The sequence below is a fragment of the Pseudomonas sp. GXZC genome (genome assembly GCF_026967615.1).
Classification (GTDB): Bacteria; Pseudomonadota; Gammaproteobacteria; order Pseudomonadales; family Pseudomonadaceae; genus Aquipseudomonas; species Aquipseudomonas azotoformans_A.
The window spans coordinates 5,391,127-5,410,327 of sequence record NZ_CP114115.1; the positions used below are offsets into that span (position 1 = coordinate 5,391,127).

General features: G+C 58.5%; 22 protein-coding genes. 15 read left to right on the forward strand and 7 right to left on the reverse strand.

Going from position 1 to position 19,201, the window contains the following annotated elements; all coding sequences use genetic code 11:
* Positions 1-22: 22 nt before the first annotated feature.
* Both OZ428_RS25310 and OZ428_RS25315 read left to right on the forward strand, forming a co-directional pair.
* On the forward strand, positions 23-2,761 hold the full coding sequence (locus OZ428_RS25310) for a TonB-dependent receptor (protein WP_269131686.1): 2,739 nt from the start codon (positions 23-25) through the stop codon (positions 2,759-2,761).
* A gap of 74 nt (positions 2,762-2,835) precedes the next feature.
* Positions 2,836-3,630 carry an energy transducer TonB gene (locus OZ428_RS25315; protein ID WP_269131687.1) on the forward strand — a complete coding sequence of 265 codons (795 nt, stop codon included), beginning with the start codon at positions 2,836-2,838 and terminating at the stop codon, positions 3,628-3,630.
* 134 nt (positions 3,631-3,764) lie between these two features.
* Here the strand turns inward: OZ428_RS25315 and OZ428_RS25320 are convergent, their stop codons facing one another.
* Positions 3,765-4,613, reverse strand: a complete 849-nt coding sequence (locus tag OZ428_RS25320) for an oxidoreductase (RefSeq protein ID WP_033901228.1) — start codon at positions 4,611-4,613, stop codon at positions 3,765-3,767.
* Positions 4,614-4,797: 184 nt separating this feature from the next.
* Between OZ428_RS25320 and OZ428_RS25325 the strand changes: the two genes are divergently transcribed.
* Positions 4,798-5,376: a DUF4337 domain-containing protein gene (locus OZ428_RS25325; protein WP_269131688.1), complete on the forward strand. Its 579-nt coding sequence runs from the start codon at positions 4,798-4,800 to the stop codon at positions 5,374-5,376.
* A 63-nt stretch (positions 5,377-5,439) separates the two neighbouring features.
* Here the strand turns inward: OZ428_RS25325 and OZ428_RS25330 are convergent, their stop codons facing one another.
* Positions 5,440-5,808, reverse strand: a complete 369-nt coding sequence (locus tag OZ428_RS25330) for a hypothetical protein (protein ID WP_033901230.1) — start codon at positions 5,806-5,808, stop codon at positions 5,440-5,442.
* 149 nt (positions 5,809-5,957) lie between these two features.
* On the opposite strand from OZ428_RS25330, the gene OZ428_RS25335 reads away from it, so the two are divergent.
* Positions 5,958-6,617, forward strand: coding sequence for a M24 family metallopeptidase (locus OZ428_RS25335; RefSeq protein WP_269131689.1), 660 nt, complete (start codon positions 5,958-5,960; stop codon positions 6,615-6,617).
* 9 nt (positions 6,618-6,626) lie between these two features.
* Entirely contained in the window at positions 6,627-6,980 is a 354-nt protein-coding gene (locus OZ428_RS25340) for a gamma-glutamylcyclotransferase family protein (RefSeq protein ID WP_269131690.1), read from the forward strand.
* A 38-nt stretch (positions 6,981-7,018) separates the two neighbouring features.
* Here the strand turns inward: OZ428_RS25340 and OZ428_RS25345 are convergent, their stop codons facing one another.
* Both OZ428_RS25345 and OZ428_RS25350 read right to left on the reverse strand, forming a co-directional pair.
* Positions 7,019-7,387, reverse strand: coding sequence for a hypothetical protein (locus OZ428_RS25345; protein WP_269131691.1), 369 nt, complete (start codon positions 7,385-7,387; stop codon positions 7,019-7,021).
* The gene (locus OZ428_RS25350; RefSeq protein WP_269131692.1) at positions 7,388-8,362 is read right to left on the reverse strand and encodes a hypothetical protein; all 975 of its coding nucleotides are present in this window, start codon (positions 8,360-8,362) and stop codon (positions 7,388-7,390) included. It lies immediately after the preceding gene.
* Between the two features lie 568 nt (positions 8,363-8,930).
* On the opposite strand from OZ428_RS25350, the gene OZ428_RS25355 reads away from it, so the two are divergent.
* The 3 genes from OZ428_RS25355 to OZ428_RS25365 all read left to right on the forward strand — a co-directional run bounded on the left by OZ428_RS25355 (position 8,931) and on the right by OZ428_RS25365 (position 11,370).
* Positions 8,931-9,200, forward strand: a complete 270-nt coding sequence (locus OZ428_RS25355) for a short-chain dehydrogenase (RefSeq protein ID WP_269131693.1) — start codon at positions 8,931-8,933, stop codon at positions 9,198-9,200.
* Positions 9,201-10,326: 1,126 nt separating this feature from the next.
* Positions 10,327-10,665 (forward strand): hypothetical protein, encoded by a 339-nt coding sequence (locus OZ428_RS25360; protein ID WP_269131694.1) that lies wholly within the window; start codon positions 10,327-10,329, stop codon positions 10,663-10,665.
* Between the two features lie 24 nt (positions 10,666-10,689).
* Positions 10,690-11,370: an SOS response-associated peptidase family protein gene (locus OZ428_RS25365; protein ID WP_269131695.1), complete on the forward strand. Its 681-nt coding sequence runs from the start codon at positions 10,690-10,692 to the stop codon at positions 11,368-11,370.
* Here OZ428_RS25365 and OZ428_RS25370 read toward each other — a convergent pair.
* The 3 genes from OZ428_RS25370 to OZ428_RS25380 all read right to left on the reverse strand — a co-directional run bounded on the left by OZ428_RS25370 (position 11,367) and on the right by OZ428_RS25380 (position 15,100).
* Positions 11,367-12,161 carry a DNA adenine methylase gene (locus OZ428_RS25370; RefSeq protein WP_269131696.1) on the reverse strand — a complete coding sequence of 265 codons (795 nt, stop codon included), beginning with the start codon at positions 12,159-12,161 and terminating at the stop codon, positions 11,367-11,369. The two genes, OZ428_RS25365 and OZ428_RS25370, sit on opposite strands and share 4 nt — an antisense overlap.
* A gap of 156 nt (positions 12,162-12,317) precedes the next feature.
* Entirely contained in the window at positions 12,318-13,340 is a 1,023-nt protein-coding gene (locus OZ428_RS25375; protein WP_269131697.1) for a phage portal protein, read from the reverse strand.
* Positions 13,340-15,100, reverse strand: a complete 1,761-nt coding sequence (locus tag OZ428_RS25380; protein WP_269131698.1) for a terminase ATPase subunit family protein — start codon at positions 15,098-15,100, stop codon at positions 13,340-13,342. The genes OZ428_RS25375 and OZ428_RS25380 overlap by 1 nt, the downstream gene beginning before the upstream one ends.
* A gap of 153 nt (positions 15,101-15,253) precedes the next feature.
* Here OZ428_RS25380 and OZ428_RS25385 point away from each other — a divergent pair, with 153 nt between their 5' ends.
* The 7 genes from OZ428_RS25385 (at position 15,254) to OZ428_RS25415 (ending at position 19,184) form a co-directional block, all read left to right on the forward strand.
* Positions 15,254-16,099, forward strand: coding sequence for a GPO family capsid scaffolding protein (locus tag OZ428_RS25385; protein WP_269131699.1), 846 nt, complete (start codon positions 15,254-15,256; stop codon positions 16,097-16,099).
* Positions 16,100-16,145: 46 nt separating this feature from the next.
* Positions 16,146-17,198, forward strand: a complete 1,053-nt coding sequence (locus OZ428_RS25390) for a phage major capsid protein, P2 family (protein WP_269131700.1) — start codon at positions 16,146-16,148, stop codon at positions 17,196-17,198.
* 10 nt (positions 17,199-17,208) lie between these two features.
* The gene (gene gpM / locus OZ428_RS25395; protein ID WP_269131702.1) at positions 17,209-17,916 is read left to right on the forward strand and encodes a phage terminase small subunit; all 708 of its coding nucleotides are present in this window, start codon (positions 17,209-17,211) and stop codon (positions 17,914-17,916) included.
* Between the two features lie 98 nt (positions 17,917-18,014).
* Positions 18,015-18,311, forward strand: coding sequence for a hypothetical protein (locus OZ428_RS25400; protein WP_269131704.1), 297 nt, complete (start codon positions 18,015-18,017; stop codon positions 18,309-18,311).
* Positions 18,308-18,769 (forward strand): head completion/stabilization protein, encoded by a 462-nt coding sequence (locus tag OZ428_RS25405; protein WP_269131705.1) that lies wholly within the window; start codon positions 18,308-18,310, stop codon positions 18,767-18,769. Before OZ428_RS25400 ends, OZ428_RS25405 begins: the two co-directional genes overlap by 4 nt.
* Positions 18,769-18,972, forward strand: a complete 204-nt coding sequence (locus tag OZ428_RS25410; protein WP_269131706.1) for a DUF7415 domain-containing protein — start codon at positions 18,769-18,771, stop codon at positions 18,970-18,972. Before OZ428_RS25405 ends, OZ428_RS25410 begins: the two co-directional genes overlap by 1 nt.
* Positions 18,972-19,184 carry a tail protein X gene (locus tag OZ428_RS25415; protein WP_269131707.1) on the forward strand — a complete coding sequence of 71 codons (213 nt, stop codon included), beginning with the start codon at positions 18,972-18,974 and terminating at the stop codon, positions 19,182-19,184. Before OZ428_RS25410 ends, OZ428_RS25415 begins: the two co-directional genes overlap by 1 nt.
* Positions 19,185-19,201 lie beyond the last annotated feature (17 nt).

The window sequence follows — 19,201 nt, forward strand, 5'->3', positions numbered from 1 at the left end:
CCGAACACTAAGGCGACGAAACATGGGTCACCGATCACCTGCACCGTTGGCACTGGCCATCCTCTGTGCTGCTATCCACAGCACGATTTTCCAGCCGTCCCAGGCATTGGCCGCAGAGGCTACCGGCACGCCGAGTGATCAGGCGACACGGTTCTTCGACATTCCTGCCCAACCGCTCACCACCGCATTGAGCGCCTTCGCTCGACAGGCCAACCTGCAACTGGGCTTGGAAGCCGGGCTGGTGGATGGTATGCAAGCCCCGACCTTACGCGGCAACTTCACCCAGGAGCAAGCCCTGCAACGCTTGCTCGGAAACGCACCGGTAAACTGGAAAATCGACGGCCAACGCAGCCTTATTCTCAGCCGTCGTGATGCCGCCAACGCAGGCGTCAATGACTTTGACGATGCGGAACTGCTTGGCCCTGTGACCATCAAGGGCGGCGAAACCAGCCGCCTGACCGGTGCCGCCGCGCAGGTCTACACCAAAGCCGGTTCCAGCGTGTTTATCTCCGGCGAGACCATCAACCGTTTCCGTGGCTCCTCCCCCGCCGACATCCTCAAGGGCGTGCCCGGCGTACAGACCGGCGATGCGCGCAATGGCGGCGCATTGGACGTGAACATCCGCGGTATCCAAGGCCAGAGCCGGGTGCCGGTGACCATCGACGGCAGCCAACAAGCCATCGATGCCTACCGTGGCTACAGCGGCATGCAACAGCGCAGCTATATCGACCCTGACCTGATCAGTGAAATCAGCGTAGACAAGGGCCCCAGCCTTGGCGCCGACGCGGCGGGCGCCATTGGCGGCATGGTCAAAATGAAAACCCTGCAACCCAAGGACATCCTCAAGGACGGCGAAACCTACGGCGTGCGCCTCAAGGGTGACCTGTCGAGCAACAGCGTAGATGCGCCCGGCACCTACAAGGCCACGCCGCACCATGGCAGCAACGGCCTGGACGGTTCCCCGGCCCACTCCGGCAGCGTGGCATTCGCCAGCAGCAGCGAGACGGTGGATTTCGTCGCGGCCTATTCCCAGCGCCAGAGCGGCAACTACTACGCTGGTAAAAAGGGCTTCAAGAAGTACCAAGTGTTTCAGCAGGTGCGCAAATACGACCCCAAGACCCGGAAGTACATCTACGTCACCCAGGAGGCCAACAGCGCAGCCAAGTTCTTCAAGCCCGACAGCGAAGTCTTCAACACCTCGACCGACACCGAGTCGGTGCTGCTCAAAGCCATCATCAAGCCAGCGACGGACCAGAAACTGGAGCTGACCTACCGCTACACCGATGGCCATTACGGCGAATTGATGCCGTCGCAGGTCATCCGCAATACCAGCGGCAGCGTGCCGCAATGGGACCCGGGCAGCATGCGCATCAACGCCTACACCGCGCGCTACACCTACAAGCCCGAAGACAATCCGTTGGTGGATTTGAGTGCAAACGTCTGGGCCACCAAAGCCCAGAGCGAAGCCTTCAATGGCCTGGTCACGGTGACGCCGCTCTACGGCCATGAAGACGATGCCGACCCGCTCGGCGATACCTACAAGGACGCCCTGCGCAACCGCACCAAAGACAAGCGCTGGGGCGTGGACCTGAGCAACACCTCGCGTTTCGACACCCGCGCAGGCAAGTTCGCCTGGACCTACGGCGGTTCCTACCAGACCGAAGACCTGGGCCCCGATGACAACTCGCCGGTGCTGCTGTCGGACCTGCAAAAGAACCGATTCATCCGCAGCGGCGAACGTGAGGAAAGCAGCCTGGTGACATCGCTTGAATGGTCACCGATCAAGCGACTGACCTTGACCGCAGGCGGTCGTTACAGCGAGTTCAGCAGCAAGGACCACAACCGCAAGGCCAGCCCGGCCACGTTCGGCCCGGACCGCAAACCGACCAGCTACACCTTCGCGCCGCCCATTGAACGGCAGGACCAGGCGTTCGCACCGTCCTTCGGCGCAAAGCTGAACCTGACCGAGAACAGCTTCGTCTACCTCAACTACAACGAAGGTGTGCGCATGCCGAGCCTGTTCGAGTCGACCCTGGGCCTGTTCACGGCCGCCGTGCCGACCGATGGCATCAAGCCCGAGCGCAGCAAGAATTGGGAATTCGGCGCCAGTACGTTGCAAAACAGCGTACTGATTGACGGCGATACCGCCGCGGCCAAACTCGCGTACTTCAACAACGAGATCGAAAACTACATCACCCGAGACTACACCGACATCTTTGCCGGCAACCTGCAGAACGTCGACAGTTTCACGGTCAAGGGCATCGAGTTGCAAACCAGCTACGACATGGGCCGGGTGTTCACTGACATCTCCGCCACCTACTACCTGAATGCCAAAACCTGCGCGCCGGACATCGCGAAGAAACTGCGCGAAGAAGACAACCCCTCCACCCCCAATTGCGTGGACGGCGGCTTCCCCGGTTCCTATACCAACACCCAGAACCCGCCCAAGTATTCAGTGAACACCACGTTGGGCAGCCGCTGGTTCGACAACCGCCTCGTCCTCGGCGGACGCATGGTCTACAACAGCGCGCCCACCGCCAAACTGGACAAGTCCTGGAACAACGGCATCACCACGAACCAGATGTACTACCGCAAGTCAGCGATCTACGACCTGTTTGCCAGTTTCGAAATCGTCAAAGGCACCCAGCTGGATTTCTCGGTACAGAACCTCACCAACGTCTATTACCTGGACCCGCTGGCCCAAAGCTTCATGCCCGCGCCGGGGCGAACGTTGCGTACGGGGCTGACCGTCAAGTTCTGACCTGACCGTTGTATTGAATTGCGGGATGCCCTTGTTCGGCATCCCGTTTTACGTTGATCCCTATTGATGACCCCATGATTGCCAAGACTGCTCCCGACTACCTCAACCCGCCACGCAAAGCCTTGTGGAGCATTGCCACGCTGATCACCCTGAGCGTCTACGCCGGCCTTATCGCCTGGTGGTTGCATACGCCCAGCGTAACGGTAGCCGAAGCTGCTCCAGCGGCGATGATGATCGAATTGGCGGCCGCCCCAGTCGCCCAGGCGGTGGAAGAAGACCTGCAAGTGGCACCGGACAAAGTTGTACAGAAACAGCTGAATACGCCGTCGGAAAAACCGCCAAGGGAAGTACCCAGGAAGGTGGTGGCGGCAACCCGGCCGAGTGTCGCAAAAACCGCAACATCGCCGCTCAAGGACACCGCCCAGGGCACCTATTCGTCCGCGCCGGAACACGCCGCCGAGTTCGAGACGGCACCGAGAAAGCAGGATGAACAACCGGCACCTTCAGCCACCACGGCACCGCCCAAGCTGGATACACACCCGGCCGACACCACCGCCGCAAATCGATCCTCACGAGGCTCCGCCGACCCCGCACAAAAGGTGCAATGGGAAGCCGAGCTGCTGGCCCACCTGGAACGCTACAAACGCTACCCGCAAAACGCCCGCGATCGAGGCGACCGGGGCGTGGCGTATCTGCGCTTTGAAATCGACAGCAACGGCAAGGTACTCAGCGCCAGCATCGTACGCTCCGCCGGTTTTACCGAGCTGGACACCGCAACGCTGGACATGATCGACCGCGCCTCCCCGGTGCCACGCCCGCCGGAGGGCAGCAAGACGCGGTTTACCGTGCCGGTGGTGTTTGCGAAGTGAGGGCTTCATAACACGCAACCGTCTGCTAGGTGGCGCGACGCCTATCCGCGCCTGGCACGAACACCTGAACCTGACACAGGAAGAAGTTGCCAGGGCGTTTGGCATCAACGCCAGTCAATTGGAGCTATAGAGCGCTACTCTGGAAAATCCGCCCCTTCAGTCACTGAAGCCCACGCATTAAAGTCCTTGCTCAAGGCTTCCACCTTGGTCCGCGCATTGGCCAGCGCTGCCTTGCCCAGCAGCAAACGCAGTGGCGGTTGGTCGGCCTCCACGGCATTGACGATGGCAATCGCCGCACGCATCGGGTCACCCGCTTGTTTGCCGTCGATGCTGCGCAACAACGCCGTGCGCGCGCCAGCGGTGGCGTGGTAATCAGCAATCGCGTGAGGCGCTTCGTTGGCGGAACGCCCAGCCCAGTCGGTGCGGAAACCGCTCGGTTCCACCAACAGCACCTTGATGCCCAGCGGCGCGACCTCCTGGGACAACGACTCGGAAATCGCCTCCACCGCAAACTTGCTGGCGTTGTAGAAGCTCAGTGTCGGGTAGGCCATGATCCCGCCCACAGACGACACATTCACCACGGTACCGGAACGCCGCGCACGCATGCCCGGCAACGCGGCGCGGGTGACATCGCTGAGGCCCCAGACGTTGATCTCGAACATGCGGCGCACTTCGTCCAACTCGCTCTCTTCGAACGAACCGAAGTAACCGATGCCAGCATTGTTGACCAGCACATCGATATGCCCGAAGTGATCTTCGGCAGCTTTCACCGCCTCACGAACCTGGGCCGGGTCGGTCACGTCCAACGCCAGCACCAGCGCGTGGTCGGCGTAATCGGCAACGATGTCCTGCACCTGTTGCGGGTCGCGGGCGGTGACGACGGTCGGGTAGCCGAGGCTGAGGGTGTGCAACGCCAGGTAGCGACCGAAACCGGTGGAGCAGCCGGTGATAAACCAGACAGGTTTTGCATTGGATGAAGTCATGAAAGCCAATCCTCTGAATGAACGAACCACCCCAGTATCAGCGCCGCCTCATTCTCCCAGTAGAGGCCGAATCTGCATGCCCCTTCGAGCCAAACTTCACAATGCCCGCAAGCGTTACGTACAGGCTTGAGACAGCTTCACTGGTGAAGAATCAGATTCCCTCATTCCCTTCACAGACGCCCCCATGTCCGAAGCCTTCGAAGTCCCCAGCCCTCACGAAAAACACATCGAACACACCACCGAACACGCCCACGGCCGTGGCGACAATTTCGCCAGCCGCATCGCCGTGATGACCGCCCTCATGGCCACCCTCGGCGCCATGCTCAGCTACCAGGCCGGCTCCACCGAAAGCGAAGCGGCGATGGACAAGAACAACGCCGCCATCTTCAAGACCGAAGCCGCCAACCAGTGGAATTACTACCAGGCCAAATCCAGCCGGCAAAACCTCGCGGAACTGGCCACCCACATTCCCGGTGTGGACGCGGTGCATTACAAGGAAGAAATCGAGCGCTACAAGAGCCAGAAGGAGGACGTGCGCAAACAGGCCGAGAAGCTTGAAGCCACGTCAAAGCAGTGGGATGAAAAATCAGAGCAGGCGCTGCACCAGCATCATCGCTGGGCCCAGGCGATGACCGCGATCCAGATCGCGATTTCGTTGGCGGCGATTACCTTGCTGACTCGGCGGGAGTGGTTGAAGCGGATGTCGTACACCGCAGGCGGCGCAGCAGTCATACTGGGGAGCCTTGCCTGGCTGCATATCTGACACCGTACCTGTGGCGAGGGAGCTTGCTCCCTCGCCACAGTCTATGCACTTCGCAACATCGAATCAGGCTCGATTCGCCGCACGGCTATGGTGGAAGTACAGATACGCCAGCCCAATAGGCGCAATGAAAACCGCCATGGTCCAGCAGATCGCCATGGTGAACACCTTGACGGTCAGCATCAGAATGGCATTCACAAAGAACACGTTGTTGCCAAAAATGTAATCCATGATGCTTTCGTAAACGAAGCGCGCGTAGGGATAAAGCAGGCTGTTGACCACGCAATAGAACAGCGCGCCCAGTGTGAACACACCGGTTTTCGAATGGGTCAGCGCGGTATAGATCAGCACGGGAAAAATCAGCCCGAACAGGAAGTTGCGGATGTAGTACTGGGCAGAAAGCCCGCCGAATGTCTTGCGAAGTACCGGGTGCATTTAGATCCCTCTGAATGGCTGTATTGGAAAGGCGGCGACCTTAACAAAGCTTGGAAAGCTTCTCCAGCGTTTCCATAAGCCCTTTGCCATTACACCGCTGTATAGTAAAAGGAATAGCGATAAACCCACTTCAAGCCGAGGAAAAGCCGGTGTCCGCACAACCCAAAGAAGCCGTGGGCGCCGCCTACAGCATCGACTCCATGCGCTACGCCCAGGCCATGACCTGGCAAGCCATCGAACAACTCGCCCAACGTGTCCGCCCCGGCATGCGCGAATCCGAAGCCCGCGACCTGGGCAAGCAAGTCCTTACCGACCTCGACATGCAGCGCATCTGGCACCCACTGCTGGTGCGCTTTGGCGCCAACACCCTCAAGACCTTCAAACAACGCTCCGACGGCGACCCGGTGCTGGGCGACAACGACATCTTCTTCATCGACATGGGCGCCGTCTGGCAAGGCCACGAAGGCGATGCCGGCGCCACCTTCGCCATCGGCAACGACCCAGACATGCTCGCCTGCGCCAGCGCCGCCAAAGCGCTGTTCGACCGCGTACAAGCCCGCTGGAAAAACGACCAGGTCGTGGGCCTGGAGCTTTACCGCTACGCCGAAGCACAAGCCCAGGCCATGGGCTGGCACCTCAACCTCGACATCAAGGGCCACCGCGTCAGCGACTTCCCCCACGCCATCCACCGTGGCGGCGACCTGGGGGATTTCGAACACTGCCCGAATGCCGGGTTGTGGATCCTCGAAATCCAGATCGCCCATCCGAGCAAACCCTACGGCGCTTTCTACGAAGACCTCCTCGCTTAAGGAACTGCAATGAACCGCTCCACCGAACACCCCGTGCTGTTGTTTTCCTACGGAACCCTGCAAGACAAATCCGTACAACTGGCCAACTTCGGCCGCGAACTGACCGGCCAGCAGGATGCGATGCTGGGTTACTCGCAGAGCTGGGTAGAGATCACTGACCCGGACGTGCTGGCGAGCAGTGGCAAGACGCATCATCCGATTGTGGCGCCGAGTACGCAGGCAGACGCCAGGGTTGAGGGGATGGTGTTTCAGATTACCGAGCAGGAACTGGCGGCGGCGGATGCGTATGAAGTAGCGGATTACAAGCGGGTGGAGGTGGGGTTGGCTTCGGGGTTGAGGGCTTGGGTGTATGTGCGGGCTTGAGGCGGTTGACGGAATGGGCGACAGAACGTCGCCCTTGTCTAAAGCAATTCAGGATCTAAAAAAAGCCAGCTGATAACCATGCCGATACTCGATATGAGCGCAACTGTTGTCGGAAAGACCATCCAGAACTTGAGATGCTTTGGGATTTTTTGAACGTCCTCAACACGTACCAAACGTCTCCACTGCAGTACTTTGGGAATTAGAATGATGATAGCCATGGCAACGACGCGTGAGGCCCGTCCTTCGAATGGAGCGAAACGAAGGGTTTTCTTGTGTCCGATGACATAGTCGGTGTGCTCCACATAGCTTTCCGCAGCGTCGAGTCTTTTGAACATGGCGAAGAATGTTAGCGGGATGCTGAGTAGCATAAGAACTGATGAGAAGAGACCGAGATATAAAAGGGCCATTTATTCTTTCCAGGTTTTATAGATAAATGTACCGCCGACTTCGCCCATAACACTCCCGGCTGAACCTAAAGCTAAGGCGCCCGCAGCGCCGCCTACAATTGCACAGGCCAAGGCCCCGGCCCCCGCGGTAGGTATGCCAAAAACAATCGCACAAGCGCCTATGCCGAGAGTGGCACCTGTTGAACCACCTGCGTATGCACCACCAGCGCCGAGCAGGAGCTTGCCCCCTTCAACATATTGCGCTCGTGTGCACTCCTGCTCCCGCTCTATGGTGCACGCCTCTGTAATCTCCAGCGCCGCCGCCCCAACATCCAGTGCAATACCAATATAGGTACCCTTCTTCAAAATCTGTGAAGCCTTGGCGACTCGTTTGACCCTCTCCTCATACCCACGAATTTCTCCGTGGTGCCAGTAACTCTTGCTGGAAATACCCAGCATCTTTTTTATCGATGTTTCGTTTTTCAAACCCGAGCCAAAACGCGCCATCCCCGAGAGCTGTGTTTCCAATCGTGTAAAAAGCGCTCTGCGTTTAATTAAAAACTCCCCCCGCGCCCCCATGCTGCCCTTCCTCATGTACTCCTTATGCAACTGCTCGACTTCCATGAGGGTCTGCTCGATTTGCGCCAGATGCTTGCTCCATGCATTGCTGGCACTGCCGATGCCGAGAGAAGCATGGGACATAAGGGCCTGCAACTGATCGTAGTTTTTGATCAAAAAACCATCAATGGAGGAATGCGCCAGCAAGTCATGGTTTATGTTTTGCGCCGAGCGCATCAACTGCGCTTCTTCGGCGGTACACGACGCCGTGCGACTATCCCCGATGATCACTAGCTGCCCCGGCAATACCACGGTGTTACGGATGTGATGGTTGAGGGTGTCAAACTTTGTTTGAGTATGAGGATTGAGAGAAAGACTGAGCTTGAGCAGTGGGTAAGGCTGTGGCCGCTCATTGATAAATGCGTAGGGTCCCTGCATCGCGTGACACCTCCCAGTGAGTGAGGTGCACGACTATAGGAAGGCGTTACAGGTGAGGTAAGACGCGTACTGGGGTGTTTTTAGCGTTTGGGAAATGGACTACTTTAATCAGAAGGCATGCCTACATTTACAAGCTCCATTCAACCAACATTCCCGCCACCCGATTTATGTTGCCTGCCAGATGCGTGCATCACTTGCACACAGTGCTAGCTTTGGCAGTCGAGGTACTTTCACTTCGCCAAACACTGCCTGATTGAGCTTGATTTTCTCCGTTGGCGTAGGGCTCCACCCACGACCCCGAGTTGCAAATATACCTCTCGCATCAATTACCCCAGCGACCATCTTGTCGCCGAACAGAGAGTCCCTCATTTCTAACGTTTCTCGTTAGGGCAACGTCCTACAAGCAATCCGGAATGAGCGCCCTCCCATTTCAAAAGGCTCGAGACTACAGTCGCCCCGTTGCCCACATGGTGACCGGGTTTGGCGACTCGATGACAGTCAAGACGGAGCGCGAACGACGTAATTTTCAAACGTCGTTGTTTCCTACAATTGTCCAATGGAGTCACACATGAACCAATTCATGGCCCTCACCAGCAACGACAGCGCGACCCCTGCTCTTTTTGTCGACACAACCGTCCCGCTTGAAATCCTCCTCGACGCCGCGACCTATCGACTCCGTGCCGTGACACAGATGCTTGAGAACCTTGCACTACGTGGTGAGATAAGTAGTGATGCGGTTGTACTCAATGATTTTGCCTTGCTGTGCTCAATCCCGCTGCGCGATGGGTGTGATTTGCTGGATGTCATAGGGCGACGCATGGATATGCCAAGCGCTTGATTCGATAGAAGGTAAGATTTTCGAATCCCAGAAACTACAAAACCCCTGGTTTCTCTCGAAACCAGGGGTTTTGTTTACATCGAATGTGGCGGTGAAGGAGAGATTCGAAAGTACCCGCACCCCCAATCCCTCAGCCGAGGCCCCGGAATACAAGGGCTCCAGCAGTGCAGGTTGCGCGAAAGCGTTCCCACGCCATTCCCACGGACCTCAGATTGCACCGCGTTACGCGTGCGCATCACACGTGTAGGGGTCTTAGATTCGAAATCTAGAGGGGGGCAAAAAAAAGAGTAACATAAGTAATCTTGACCGTTTTTCATGCTCAAACCATTGAAATTTAAGGGTTTTGTATTCCGACCAAAAGGTAATCTTTAAGTAATATTGAAGTAATCTGATTACTCTTTATAAATGTAATTCTCATGCTTATAAAAATCCTTTAAAAACAACACGTTGGCAAAAAATTACCTTTTCAATTACTTCTCTGTTACTCCTTTTTGTAATACCGAACCCCACGGAATACGTGGCCTCCAGCCCATTACCCAAATGTGGTTACTGAAATTACTCTTTTTGAAATGCCCCCCCTCTACCTGCACAGCAACGCCTCCAGACCTTTCGAAGAAATACCCCCTCGGTGCAGGGTTCCGCAGGCTTTCAACCTCCCCACAACGCCAAGCAAGCGCCCAGCCTGAGCCGCCGGGAGTGGTCCGCAGGGGCGCAGAAATAACGACCCATTTAGCCCGCAGGCGAGGTGGGAGGACGACGGCGCGCGCCGAGTGCTGAAGCACGCCACTGCCCCACTTGTGGCACGTCAGTGACTCACATGTGGCACGCCAACTCCCCGGCCTGGCAGCGGTGAGCCTGGGCCTGTCCTGGCCGCGACTGATCGGTAGGCGCAAACATGCTGAAAGCCCCGTTTTTATTGGTCCACGCATCCCCTTACGCTTGCCGTGACACCTATAAATTGCTATGTTGAGATGGGTTTTTTCACGCTGCGGAAGGGCAAACTTTCATCTATCCCAGCTGACTTTTCCGGCCCAATCTCCGCCTCCCCCCTACAGCTCGTCGCCTCAAATCGCGTCATGACCAAACGTCATTTACTGTATGCGTATACAGTATTGGATTCGTACCCATGAACAGTGATGAAGACACCCTCGGATGGCTTGGTCTCCCCACCCCACTGCAGATGTACCGACAGCATTGCCGTCTGCTGGAGAACGAGATCCAGGAACTCAATCTGCAATTACGCAAAGCGCGGGCAGACGTTTTCGGTATCAGTCAAATGCTTCTCGAAACCCAGGCGAAGAACACTGAGTTTGCGGGGTATCTGCGGGAACGTGGGGCCGAAGCAGCAGCAATGCGTAAGCAAATCGCCGACCTGACCACATTGTCCAATGCGAGCAGGCGGGAGGCGGACGAGCTGCGGCGCATCGTCAATGAAATGAGACCTCGGCCGACCACGATTGTCTAAGGTCAAACGGAAAGAGGGTTTGCCATGTGCGGAAGACTGTCGCAGTACCGGGGAATCCACGACTTTGTTGCGGCACTGAGCATGCCCAATGCCCTTGCAAACTCGGTGGGTGATCAGCCGATCGAGCGATACAACGTCGCCCCAACGACCCACGTGGCGTTACTACACCTGCAGGGCGAGTTGCTACACGCCGATCCTGTGCGATGGGGGTGGCGCCCGCATTGGGCGAAAGACCGGGCCGCGCCCATCAATGCACGTGTCGAAAAGGTTGCACACGGCCCGTTCTTTAGGGCGATCTGGCCACACCGTGCGATCACGCCTATCGACAACTGGTTCGAGTGGGTGGATGAAGGCGGACCGAAGAAACAGCCTTATCTGATCCGCAGGCGGGACGGAGCACCAATCTTGTGCGCAGCCATTGGCCAGCTACCAGACGCTGATGAAGGCCCCGCCGAGCATGACGGTTTTGTGATCATTACCGCCGATAGCGCTGGTGGCATGGTGGACATCCACGACAGAAGGCCCGTGGTACTTACACCCGACCTTGCCCGCGAATGGCTGGATCCGGCAACGCCGAAGGAACGTGCCGAGCAGATGGTGTTGCACCAGGGCGAGCCGTCCGAAACCTTTGAATGGTTCAAGGTCAGCACCGCCGTGGGCAACGTGAGAAATAAGGACGCCAGCTTGATTGAACCCGTTCCTTAGAACAGCCCGCCGAAGGCATCGGGCTCCCAATTCATGATGATCAGCTCCCCGCTGACCTCGGCTTTCCCCTGACGCTGATTAGCGGTGCTGTATCGGATGTCCACCGTTTCGAAGTGGAATCCATCAAACACACGCCGAATATCGGGGTGGTCGTTAATGCTGACCATCACCTTGCCCTTGCAGCGGCGCATAAAGTCGGCCATTCGCTCGTAGTTTTCAAAAGGAAAGTCCACGCCATAGCCTGCGGTCTGCCAGTAAGGCGGGTCCATGTAGTGGAAGGTATGCGGCCGGTCGTATCGCTCCGCGCATTCCAGCCAGCCCAGGTTCTCGACGTAGGTACCCGACAGCCGTTGCCAGGCAGCAGACAGGTTCTCCTCGATCCGCAGCAGGTTGATGGCAGGGCCGGTGGTGGCTGTACCGAAGGTCTGCCCGCTGACCTTGCCGGCGAAGGCATGGTGCTGCAGGTAGAAAAACCGCGCGGCCCTCTGGATGTCGGTGAGTGTTTCCGGCCTGGTCATCTTCTGCCATTCGAACACCTGGCGAGAACTGAGCGCCCACTTAAACTGCCGCACGAACTCTTCCAAGTGGTTCTGCACCACACGATACAGAGTCACCAGGTCGCCGTTGATGTCATTGAGGACTTCAACCGGCGCGGCCTGGGGCCGCATGAAGTAAAGCGCGGCGCCGCCGGCAAAAACTTCGACGTAGCATTCATGGGGTGGGAACAGCGGAATTAGACGATCTGCCAGGCGACGCTTGCCGCCCATCCACGGGATTATCGGTGTGCTCATAAGTGATCCTTGTTTCGACAATTGGATTCGCTTAGGCTTCGCACCCCCTGCGCAGTGGGGCGAGGCCTTGGTTGGAGCACTCGGCGTGTTCGAGTGATTCAGCGTCGAGTGGGTGTTAGCGCACCTGCTCGTCGCCTCGTTTACTGCGCGGGGGTACTATTTCTCCCCCGCTCCAAGTTCAAACGCCTTGAAGCGCACGACTTCCTCGCCGACCCAATCATTGAGAAGGGCCAGGCGTGCCTGAATCGGCTCAAGCTCCAGGGTGGCCCATACCTCCCCTGCCTCCTTCGGGGAGCCAAAGCCCCCGGCGTTTTTCGGCACGATGCCCATCAGTTGGGGATAAACCCGCAAAGCCGCGAGCACATCGCCCTGAGTCTGGTCCTTGATCGAGTTGAATTCGTCCTTGGCCGAAACCTCGCTGACCGGTATCAGCTGTATGCCTTCTTTCTTCCCGTTCGGCGCGTACACAAACAGGTTGCGGAAGTTGCCCGGCCCCTTGGAATTTTTCAAAGCTGTGCGCAAGTCATCGATGTCGGATTCGTTCTGCGCCGCGTCCGTCATGTACAGGATGAAACCCGCATGACTGCCGTTCTCGTAGTACTTGCGGCGAAACAACGTCGCCGATTGATTCAACAGCGCCGATTGCAGAGCACAGAGCCACTCCGGCAACCCGTAAATTTCCTGATGCAGATCCAGCTCACGTAAGTGAAAGACGCTGCCCTGGTCAAATTCATGCTCATTCTTCCAGCCCTGCACCTGGAAAAAGCGTTCGTCCTTCCCCACTCGCATGTACTTCGCCAACGGCGGCTTTAGCGCCACAGTCGAGCCCAGCAGTGACCGTCGCGCCTCCACGTACGCATTGCCCAATGCCAGGTAGTCCTGAGCGTATTGGTCAAACGCCTCGCGGGTCAGCAGCTTGTGCGGGATGAACGTTCGGGTCAGTTGGTTACGCTTGAAGCGCAGCCCAGAGTCGAGGTGAACGCTCGCTTTAACCGACCGGGCAAGTCCGTCCAGTGACAATGGCGGCTCATACCAGCGCCCGTTAAACCAGCACTCCAACGAATCGAATATCTCCCTGGCCGACAACACCGACTCCGGCTCACCGAACGTGAATGCCACCGACTTGTGATCACTCACCGCCTGCTCAGTGGCAACCGCCACCTCATTATCTGTACTCATCAAAAAAGCTCCATCCGCCCGGTATTGGCAGCCGTCTGCCCTTCGAGCGGTTCGTGGTGTAGTGCATGGAAAAGAGCCCAGGCCAGGTCGGCATGGCCGGTTGATTCGCTACGCCCAGCCGTATAGGTGAACTGCCGGCCGCTGGCGGTGATGGTTTTGCGGATAGCCATCAGTGATTGCGCGAAGTCCGTCCAGCCGGCGTCGAACTCCAGTCGGCCCTTGTTGATCACGTCATAGGCCTTCATGACCAAGCGCGACTTCACCTCTGGCGAATAGCTGAAGGTTGTCAGTCCGGGGAAGAACTGCCGCACCAGCTGCGCCACGCCCGACCCCATACCTGTGACGTCGATGCCGATATAGGTCACCCAATATCGCTGGGTCACCATGCGGATGGATTCGGCCTGCGCCGCGAAGTCCATGCCACGGAACTGGTGGCGCTCAATCACCCGGAACTTACCGCCCGGCACCATCGGCGGAGCTACGACCACCAGACCAGAGCTGTCGCCCGTTTCGGCCGGGTCATAGCCCAACCACACTTGGCGGTCAGCCAACGGGCGCGGCGCCAATGGTTTGTAGTCCTCGGCCCAGTTGACCCAACTGTCCACCATGCACGACTGCAACATTGCCAGCGGAAAGATACTCGCCCCGTCGTCCACAAACTGGCACATCAGCAGGTTCTGGAAGGCCTCGGCGTCGTACTCCTGGCGCAGCTCTTCAAGGTCGAACAAGTCACAGCCGCGCTGCTCGGCGTCCAGAATCGTGACGATCTGCCGCCACACCTTGTCCTCGCACAACCGCCCCTGTTGCAGGGCATCGTGGGACACATCCACGGAAATACGGTTGGCGGCAGGCTTGCCCTTGTTGAAGCGCTCCCCCGTCCAGAACGTGTAGGCCTCGTGGGCCATGCTCGACGGGGTGCTGAAGTAAGTGCGGCGGTACTGTTTCTGCATCGCCATGCCCGAGGCGACCTTGTTCAGTTCCTTGAACTTGAACGTCCAGAAGAATTCATCGAAGTAGAAGTTGCCGTGGTAGCCCTGGGCGGTTCGGGCGTTGGTGCCCAGGAAGTGCAGCTCTGCGCCGTTCGCCAGCGTAATGGGATCGCCAGTCAGCTCAACGCCGACGACTTCCCTGGCAAAGGACTGAATATACGACTTGAAAATGTGAGCCTGATTCTTCGACGCCGACAGGAAAATCTGGTTACGGCCGGTGGTCAGGGCATCAATCAACGCCTCCCGAGCGAAGTAGAAAGTCGCGCCGATCTGCCGGCTTTTCAGGATGGCCCTGGTGCGCTGATTGCCAGCTTTGTACCAATCCAGCTGATAACCGAAGCACCCATCGACAAAAGCCTGGGTGAGCAGCTCGATATGCTCTTCGCTGAACTCATTGCGGCTCGGTTTTTTCTTTGGCCCGCTGTTGCGGTCATTCAGCTTCGGGTTTAGCTCAGACTCGGTGCCGCCGCCCTGGAACCGCTGAATACGGGCCTGGCGCTCCAACTGCCGGTGGAGCAGATCAATTTCCTTAAAGTCGCCGCCGGTCTTGCCTTCCTTCAGGATTAACTGCACCAGTCGGGCCTCCAGCGCCCCGCCGATGCGCTCGACGTTATCCGCCCGGTCCCATTCGTCACGGGTTTTCCAGCTGTGGACGGTCTTCTCTTTTTCGTCCAGGTACTCGGCAATTTCGGTGATGCGCCAACCCGTCCAGTACAAAAATTTGGCCTGGCGACGGTTATCACGGACGGGAATTTCAGCGAGAGCATTCATGGCGCAGATGCTGCCTCCCGCGCGCGTGGTACACCCGCCCCGCCCCCTGTAAAGCCTTGCTCTACAAGTGCGGCTCGTTGCCCGCGAGGCCGCAGCTACCGACCATGCCCACATCGCAACGGCAGTTCGCCGCCACCGCACTGAGGACTCCCCATGGCCAGCAGCACCAAACAGAAATTCCGCTCCAAGTGGACCCGCATTGCCGTAGAAGGCGCGACCACCGATGGCCGCATCATCGAGCGGAGCTGGATTGACGACATGGCCTCGCAGTACAGCCAGAACACCTATGGTGCTCGCATCAACTGCGAACACATCAAGGGTTACTGGCCCGGCGGCGAGTTCGGCGCTTATGGCGACGTAGTGGCGCTCAAGGCTGAAGAAGTCGAGATTGCCGGAATCAAGAAATTGGCGTTGTTCGCCCAGCTCGAACCCAACGACGCATTGCTGGCCTTGAACAAGGCCGGTCAGAAGGTCTACACCTCGGTCGAGATCCAACCCAAGTTTGCAGATAGCGGCAAGGCCTACCTGGTCGGCCTCGCCATCACTGACACCCCAGCCAGCCTGGGCACCGAAGCCCTGAGCTTCAGCGCTACACATGGCACCTTGGCCGGACGCAAACAGGACAAAGACAACCTGTTCAGCGCTGCCGAGGAAGCCTTACTCGAATTCGAAGAAGTCACCGACCAGCCGAGTGCTTTTGCAGCAATCAAGGCCAAGCTCGGTGAGTTCATCAAACTGAGCAAGGACAAGGATGGCAAGGACGCCAACACTTTCTCCGACATCGGTGAAGCGCTGGAAAGCCTGGTAACCCTCGCCACCCAGCAGGCTGAGCAAGCCGACGCTTCAAGCAAGGCCTTGGTCGATCTGAAAAAGCAGTTCACCAGCCTGGATACCGAGCTGAAAGAGCTCAAGACCAAGCTCGGCCAAACCGCTGACCTCAGCCAGCAACAGCGTCCGCCAAGCACTGGCGGTCCTGGGACCGTCCTGACTGCTTACTGAACCCACGGCCAAACACCGACAAGCCTTTTCACCGGAGAACACCCCCATGCGTAAAGAAACACGCTTCGCCTTCGCCGCCCTGGCCGTGCAGATCGCCCTGCTCAATGGCGTAGCCAGTGCCCACGAAAAATTCAGCGTCGACCCCAGCATCCAGCAAAAACTGGAAGTCGCGGTGCAGGAATCCGATGGTTTCCTGAAACAGATCAACATCATTGGCGTCGACGAGCAGTCCGGCGAGGCCCTGCTGCTGGGCGTAAATGGCCCGGTTGCAAGCCGCACTGATACCTCCGGCGGCACCCGTCGCAGCCCGTTGAGCCGTAGCACGCTGAGCAAAGACAGCTACGTCTGCAAGCAAACGAACTTCGACAGCGCGTTCCCCTATGCCCTGCTGGATGCCTGGGCCAAGTTCCCCGACTTCCAAGTCAAGCTGAGCAACGCGATCATCCTGCGCCAGGCCCTGGACCGCATCATGATCGGCTTCAACGGCACCAGCGCAGCAGCAACCACCAACCGTGCCGCCAACCCTTTGTTGCAAGACGTCAACATCGGCTGGCTGCAAAAAATTCGCCTCAGCGCCGACGACCGCGTTTTGGACGCTGCCACCATTGGCCCCCGCAAAATCATCAAGGTTGCGGGAGTAGACACTGTATTCGAGGGTGATTACGCCAACCTCGACGGCCTGGTGTTCGACGCGATCCAGATGCTCGACCCATGGCATCGCACCCGCCCGGATCTGCGCGTCTTGGTTTCCCGCAACCTGATGCACAGCAAACTGCTGGCAGCCGTGGAAAAGGGGGCCGACTCCAACCAGGAAGAAAATGCCGCTCAAGAGATTGTCAGCCGCGCCCGCTTGGGTGGCCTGCCGGTCGTCGACGCCCCGTTTTTCCCGGATAACACCGTGCTGGTCACCACCCTCAGCAACCTTTCGATTTACTACCAGAACGGCGCCCGCCGCCGTCACCTGAAAGACGAACCTGAGCTGGATCGAATCGCTGACTATCAGTCTTCGAACGAAGCCTATGTGATCGAAGACTTCGGCCTGGTCGCCCTCGTCGAAGACATCACGGCCGTCAACTACCCAGCACCGACCGAGGCCTAAGAGGCGCGCCATGCACCAGACACCTGCCCAACGCAACCAGCTGCGCAAACGCGCAGCCATTGAGTCCGCTGCAACTGCGCCGGCCACTTCAATGGAAGGCGCAACCGCCTACGAGCACCAACTTGCCCAGCTGGCTCAGCACCGCGCGCGTCTGAAGCAGGTGCAGTCCAACCAGGGCAAAGCTGAACTCAAGGCGCTGCTGATCCCTGAGTACGAACCCTACGTGCAGGGTGTGTTGGACGCCGGCAACGGTGCTCAGGACGAGGTGCTCACCACCATCATGCTCTGGTGCATTGATGCTGGCGGCTACCCCGGAGCGCTGCAGATCGCCGAATACGTCATTAAACACGGCCTGAAAATGCCGGATCGCTTCGAGCGCACCACCGGCACCTTGATCGCCGAGGAAATCGCCGAAGCCGCCCTCAAAGCGCAGAAGGCGGGCGAAGGCTTCCCGTTGTTGATTCTGGAGCAGGCAGCACGCATTACCGCTGAACAGGACATGCCCGACCAAGCCCGCGCCAAGCTGCACCTGGCAATCGGTAAGGAAAACGCTGCCAAAGCCCCGAATGAAGACCTCACAACAACCGATGTTGGTTTTCTGGTGGTGGCAAAGGCTCACCTGAGCAAAGCCATCGACCTGCACAGCAACTGCGGTGGCAAAAAGGATCTGGAGCGCGTTGAGCGCCTCCTCAAGAAATACGCTGCTCCCAGCAGCTAACCGAGCGTCCCCACGCACCCCGCCGGCTCGGGGCGGATCGGCCAGGCCGCTCCTCCTGAACGTGAAGCCCCGACCACCGGCGATCTATCGGAGCAGTCATGAACACCGCCTTTGCCAACCTCTACCAGGGTGATTTCAGTCTTACGGAATCCGAAAGGCGTCTGTCCGCTGCGGCTGAACAGTACATCGCGGAAACAGAGGCTTACGACCGCACTGTCTGCACCGGCCCCATTTTGAAAGGCTCCATCATGCCGACCAACTCGCACGAACGTGGGCTGGCGAACCGCAACGCCATGCGAGCGATGGACCGTCTCTGTACACAACACCCCGAATTCACCCGGCAGCAGATCCTGCGCGAAGTTTCCCGCGCAGACATCCGAGGCCCTTCCCTTTGAGCGCATTTGTAGCCAGCGGCCCAGTCACCGGCGGCCATATCAATACCGATCCGTTCTGGCCCTCAATCGACCTTGAGCAGTTGCGCGGCACTCTACGCATCGACAACAGCGTTACCCCAGCTCGCCTGGAAACTGCCGTAATCGCCGCAGCTATCAATCTCAACCGCGAGCTGAGGTTGTGGAAGGCTAAGCAACAGGCCGCCGGCTACGCCACCCTGGCCGACGTACCCGACACCAAAATCAACGACGTGTCGGTCCAGGCCCACCTGTACCGCCGGGCGATCGAGGCCGGAACCGGCGCCGAAATCTGCGAGCGGTACCGCGACTACAGCGCGACCAATGCCGGCAGTGACAAATCCGAAGAAACCGCCCCAACCATCGACGACTACCGCCGCGATCTGCGCTGGGCCGTCCGTGATTTTCTCGGTATCAGCCGCACTACCGTGGAGTTGATCTGATGAGCGATATGAAAGTCATCGACTGGAACGAAATCAGCCGCCTTGGGCTACATGAGCGTATCAACCGCGAAATCATGCACCCGCTCGGCCTGGCGATTTTCAGAGTGGTTGAAACAGGACAGTCCCCAGGCGCCTACGTGTCACCTGACGGTGCTTTCGAGTACGCGACACCGATAACGCCTGTAGAGCCTGAGGCAGAGTGATGACAGTCGCCCTCCGCACCATTCAAAACGACACCGTCGACGCACTCTGCTGGCGGTTCTATGGCCGAACTGCCGGCGTCACCGAGGCCGTGCTGGAAGCCAACCCCGGCCTGGCTGACCACGGCCCGATCCTGCCGCAAGGCCTTGTCGTCAATATGCCCGAAGCCCAAACCAGCGCGCCCCAGCGGCAGATGGTGCAGCTATGGAACTGACCCCCTGCATCCAAGGA

Coding starts and splice junctions, on each gene's coding strand:
- OZ428_RS25345 (WP_269131691.1), bottom strand. CDS start 7,387: ATGGCCCTTTTATATCTCGGTCTCTTCTCATCAGTTCTTATGCTACTC.
- OZ428_RS25365 (WP_269131695.1), top strand. CDS start 10,690: ATGTGCGGAAGACTGTCGCAGTACCGGGGAATCCACGACTTTGTTGCG.
- OZ428_RS25330 (WP_033901230.1), bottom strand. CDS start 5,808: ATGCACCCGGTACTTCGCAAGACATTCGGCGGGCTTTCTGCCCAGTAC.
- OZ428_RS25410 (WP_269131706.1), top strand. CDS start 18,769: ATGAGCGATATGAAAGTCATCGACTGGAACGAAATCAGCCGCCTTGGG.
- OZ428_RS25310 (WP_269131686.1), top strand. CDS start 23: ATGGGTCACCGATCACCTGCACCGTTGGCACTGGCCATCCTCTGTGCT.
- OZ428_RS25390 (WP_269131700.1), top strand. CDS start 16,146: ATGCGTAAAGAAACACGCTTCGCCTTCGCCGCCCTGGCCGTGCAGATC.
- OZ428_RS25375 (WP_269131697.1), bottom strand. CDS start 13,340: ATGAGTACAGATAATGAGGTGGCGGTTGCCACTGAGCAGGCGGTGAGT.
- OZ428_RS25355 (WP_269131693.1), top strand. CDS start 8,931: ATGAACCAATTCATGGCCCTCACCAGCAACGACAGCGCGACCCCTGCT.
- OZ428_RS25385 (WP_269131699.1), top strand. CDS start 15,254: ATGGCCAGCAGCACCAAACAGAAATTCCGCTCCAAGTGGACCCGCATT.
- OZ428_RS25320 (WP_033901228.1), bottom strand. CDS start 4,613: ATGACTTCATCCAATGCAAAACCTGTCTGGTTTATCACCGGCTGCTCC.
- gpM (WP_269131702.1), top strand. CDS start 17,209: ATGCACCAGACACCTGCCCAACGCAACCAGCTGCGCAAACGCGCAGCC.
- OZ428_RS25360 (WP_269131694.1), top strand. CDS start 10,327: ATGAACAGTGATGAAGACACCCTCGGATGGCTTGGTCTCCCCACCCCA.
- OZ428_RS25325 (WP_269131688.1), top strand. CDS start 4,798: ATGTCCGAAGCCTTCGAAGTCCCCAGCCCTCACGAAAAACACATCGAA.
- OZ428_RS25415 (WP_269131707.1), top strand. CDS start 18,972: ATGACAGTCGCCCTCCGCACCATTCAAAACGACACCGTCGACGCACTC.
- OZ428_RS25315 (WP_269131687.1), top strand. CDS start 2,836: ATGATTGCCAAGACTGCTCCCGACTACCTCAACCCGCCACGCAAAGCC.
- OZ428_RS25340 (WP_269131690.1), top strand. CDS start 6,627: ATGAACCGCTCCACCGAACACCCCGTGCTGTTGTTTTCCTACGGAACC.
- OZ428_RS25350 (WP_269131692.1), bottom strand. CDS start 8,362: ATGCAGGGACCCTACGCATTTATCAATGAGCGGCCACAGCCTTACCCA.
- OZ428_RS25370 (WP_269131696.1), bottom strand. CDS start 12,161: ATGAGCACACCGATAATCCCGTGGATGGGCGGCAAGCGTCGCCTGGCA.
- OZ428_RS25400 (WP_269131704.1), top strand. CDS start 18,015: ATGAACACCGCCTTTGCCAACCTCTACCAGGGTGATTTCAGTCTTACG.
- OZ428_RS25380 (WP_269131698.1), bottom strand. CDS start 15,100: ATGAATGCTCTCGCTGAAATTCCCGTCCGTGATAACCGTCGCCAGGCC.